We start from the raw sequence: 3,428 nt of genomic DNA, 5'->3' as shown, positions 1-3,428 counted from the left end.
GAGACCTCCATTGAGCAGAAGTTGCTCGAGTTGCTGGGCGACCCTGACGAAGGGCTGGAAATCAGAAAAGCCGTGCGGGATAGGCTTCTGCGCCAGAAGAAAGCAGTTGCCGCAGGTGAGCGTGGGCAGCCGTTTGAAGATGTGGTGCGACGACTGGGGTTGGATGTTTAACCCCACCCCAAGCCCCCTCTCGTCGGGCAGTAGAATTGCCCGAGAACGGGGGAGGCCGAAGGGGGGTGAGGTGAGTCAAGGAAGGGGAGAGATTGATGAGCAATGAAAGCACAAGTTGAGACTCTATGGGTTGTAGTGAAAGTCGAAAGCGGCATTCCAGTCATGGCTGAGGTCTATCAAAATGAGCAATCCGCCAAGGAACGGGAGCAGTGCTTGCGAACGTTTATGCACCCAGAAAACGATGAAACTGGCGTTTTTCGGGTCCAAGTTCAAGATGCTGCAACTTCGGACAACATGACATAAATCATATCCGCGAGGGGATCGACTATGATGGGGTTTACACTCCATGCCAAGTGGCATAAAGCAGGACTTTCCCCGGTCTTTTACCACTTCACAAGCCCAGAAAACGTTGCTTCTATCCTCGCAGAGTGCGCCCTAATTCCGAACAAGGGATATTCCATTTGCAGGAGCGGGGAAGAGTACGTTTGTCTTGCAGATAGAATGACACAGGGCTTGTTCGAGTTCTGTGGCAATGTAGTCTTTGAGTTCAATGCGCCAAGTATTTTCAGTAAAAACAGCCAGATCGTTCCACGGGATTATGGTTTGTCTGAGCGTGATATCTCGCTATATGACGACTTTCCTTTTTTCGAACACGAGTGGGTAGCGCCTGGAAGTGTTCGGTTCGCGCTGAGCGACATAAACCGCGCTTTTCTCCTCGAATCCCGCGAATTCAAAGGCCCTGCCTTCCAGGAAGTTCAGGACGCGCTTGAGGCGTTCAAAATACCGTATTGCTTCGTGTGGGCGTTCTCGTTACCCAACAACATATCCAGCGATACTGCCAAGTATTTTGCACGACTCGAAAACTGGCAGAAATTCCAAAATTCTTACTGTGGTGTAGAGCATTTTGACAAGCGCCGCAGAAGGCCTGTGGGGAAAGCAAGTGCCAGAGGTTCATGATCCGCAGCTTGTTGCATACAATTTGCAACTCGCTAAGTTGCGTGTCAGGGCCAGTCCGTTTGTCAAGTGGGCAGGTGGAAAGACGCAACTGTTGATCCCGTATGCTCCACTTTTCCCCCCGACGTTCAATCGCTACTACGAACCTTTCTTGGGTGGCGGGGCCGTATTCTTCTTTCTCCAACCTCCAAATTCCTTTTTGAGCGACACAAATGAGGAATTAATCAACGCGTATTGGGTCGTCCGTGATTGGGTGGAGCCTCTTATCGAATCTTTGCGTCGGCATGTGAACGACAGAGATTACTACTACTTCATTCGTGCTCAAGACCCTGCGAAGATGACTCATATTGAACGCGCTTCGCGACTCATCTTTCTAAACAAGACTTGCTACAATGGCCTTTACCGCGTGAACCGAGATGGGCGATTCAATGTACCTTTCGGGCGCTATAGGAATCCAAAGATTTGCGATGAGGAGGGACTGAGAGCAGCGAGTATGGCGCTTCAAGGAACTCACCTGCGAGTTGCCGATTTCGCTGACGCTGTGGCAGATGCTCAGGCGGGAGATTTTGTTTACCTCGACCCGCCCTATCACCCTCTTAACTCTACATCTAGTTTCACCAGTTATGCGATGGACGATTTCAAGGAATCAGACCAAAGGCGCCTTGCTGAGGTCTATCGAGAGTTGGATCGAAGGGGTTGCCTCTTGATGTTGAGCAACTCGTATACGCCGCTGATCCTGGACTTGTATCGCGGTTTTCGCATCGAAATTGTAGAAGCCAGACGCGCCATCAGTTCCGTTGGGCACAAGCGTGGCCCAGTGCGCGAAGTGGTGGTTTTGAATTACGAGGGAGGCCGATATGCCAAGAATACGGGACCAAGCGTGGGAGAAGATCTTCGCAGTTAAAGGATGGAAAGGTACCGGCCCGTTTACTATCACAGCCGATGAAATCAAGGCTATCACTAACCAGGAACCTCGTCTCATGGCTAAGTTCGACATGCGCGAAGACAGGCCACTGATTTTGCAGCAGCGCGGATTGTTCATACTGCCTGTTCAGGATGGTGTCTACAAGATATTGCCTGGTGAGGGCTACCACGACTTAGAGCCCTTGTCCACTACACAGGAGTTTGTGTCTAGAGTAGCTTTCAGTCTGTACAGCCTTCATAGAGGCATCGGCGAAATGCAACATTTAGACTACGCTTATAATTGTGGCCTGTTGGGTGAAATAGTCGGTGACCATACGCTCTATCTTGCTGCCCGCGGTCGCAAGAGATCAGGGGCGTTCCGTCTCCGTGTGGAGCAGGAATGGCTCGAGGTGGAGGGTGTCCAGATCGAGATTGATGCTGGCTATGAGGGGCGACATAGTATCGTTTTGATTGAGGGCAAGATTCGAAAATCACCGTATGGCAATTTCATTATCCGCCAGTTGTATTATCCTTATCGTGATTGGACAGAGAGCGTCAAAGTAGCGCGAGTTCCAAAGACGGTTGTGCCCTTCTTCTTCATTCATGAACCCGGCACAGAAACGTACAATTTCTGGCGGTACAGTTTCGCTGATCTACTCGATTATGGATCTATTCACTTGGTATCTTCGAGCAGTCACCGCATTGTCTGGCGTCCTGACAACACTCAATCACAAATTCTCAAAATCCAACCAGATGCTAAACTGGAAGGCATTATCCCGCAGGCAGACAGTCTATCCCGTGTGGTTGAACTTGTGTTCCGGGTTTCCGAAGGGCTTGACAACAGCAAGGCAATCGCAGAACATTTTGGGTTTGATCGACGCCAAAGCAGTTACTACCGGGAGGCGGCTGAATCCCTGGGTTTGGTACGACTTGAGCCCGATAACCGCTACGTCTTGACCGACGAGGGTAAACAGTTCGTTGCACTGCCGACGCCTGAACGCTATGTTAAGTTGGCTTCTTTGATCATTGCTATGCCCATAATGAAACGAGTTATAGAGGCAGTGGAGGGCCGTTTAGGTCAGTGGGTGACAAATGAAGAGATCGCCCAGATCATAGCACAACACTCGCATATAGGCGGCTCAACTGCTGGTCGCCGGACCCAGACTATCAAGAGCTGGTTAAAATGGCTGTCTAAGGGGTTAGGCTGGCCCGAGGTGGATGCCCAGAAGGGCGTCCGCATGCGTTTCGTTATTCCCAGTGGGGGCTAAGTCACGAATGCACTGTGAGGCTATAGAATCTCCCTGATGTACTACCACCTCTGGACCATCGGCTGCCAGATGAACGACGCGGACTCGGCTCGCGCCGCCGAGGCCCTGCAAAGCCTGGGCCTCGCTCCCACC

General features: G+C 51.3%; 5 protein-coding genes. All 5 read left to right on the top strand.

Annotated features, from left to right (window positions below):
• On the top strand, positions 1-171 hold a 171-nt coding region (locus H5T64_13415), incomplete at its 5' end, for a hypothetical protein (protein ID MBC7265332.1).
• 102 nt (positions 172-273) lie between these two features.
• Positions 274-474, top strand: a complete 201-nt coding sequence (locus tag H5T64_13410; protein ID MBC7265331.1) for a hypothetical protein — start codon at positions 274-276, stop codon at positions 472-474.
• 24 nt (positions 475-498) lie between these two features.
• Complete coding sequence (locus H5T64_13405; protein MBC7265330.1) at positions 499-1,128, top strand: hypothetical protein; 630 nt, start codon at positions 499-501, stop codon at positions 1,126-1,128.
• A gap of 37 nt (positions 1,129-1,165) precedes the next feature.
• The gene (locus tag H5T64_13400; protein ID MBC7265329.1) at positions 1,166-2,029 is read left to right on the top strand and encodes a DNA adenine methylase; all 864 of its coding nucleotides are present in this window, start codon (positions 1,166-1,168) and stop codon (positions 2,027-2,029) included.
• On the top strand, positions 1,983-3,296 hold the full coding sequence (locus tag H5T64_13395; protein MBC7265328.1) for an AAA-associated domain-containing protein: 1,314 nt from the start codon (positions 1,983-1,985) through the stop codon (positions 3,294-3,296). Before H5T64_13400 ends, H5T64_13395 begins: the two co-directional genes overlap by 47 nt.
• Positions 3,297-3,428 lie beyond the last annotated feature (132 nt).

This window comes from Chloroflexota bacterium (genome assembly GCA_014360825.1).
Classification (GTDB): Bacteria; Chloroflexota; Anaerolineae; order UBA2200; family JACIWT01; genus JACIWT01.
Note: the sequence above shows the minus strand (reverse complement) of the source record. Positions and strands in the feature narration are given on the sequence as shown.

Excerpts from the sequence above, each read along its gene's own strand:
- H5T64_13395 (MBC7265328.1), top strand. The coding sequence starts at position 1,983 with ATGCCAAGAATACGGGACCAAGCGTGGGAGAAGATCTTCGCAGTTAAA.
- H5T64_13405 (MBC7265330.1), top strand. The coding sequence starts at position 499 with ATGATGGGGTTTACACTCCATGCCAAGTGGCATAAAGCAGGACTTTCC.
- H5T64_13410 (MBC7265331.1), top strand. The coding sequence starts at position 274 with ATGAAAGCACAAGTTGAGACTCTATGGGTTGTAGTGAAAGTCGAAAGC.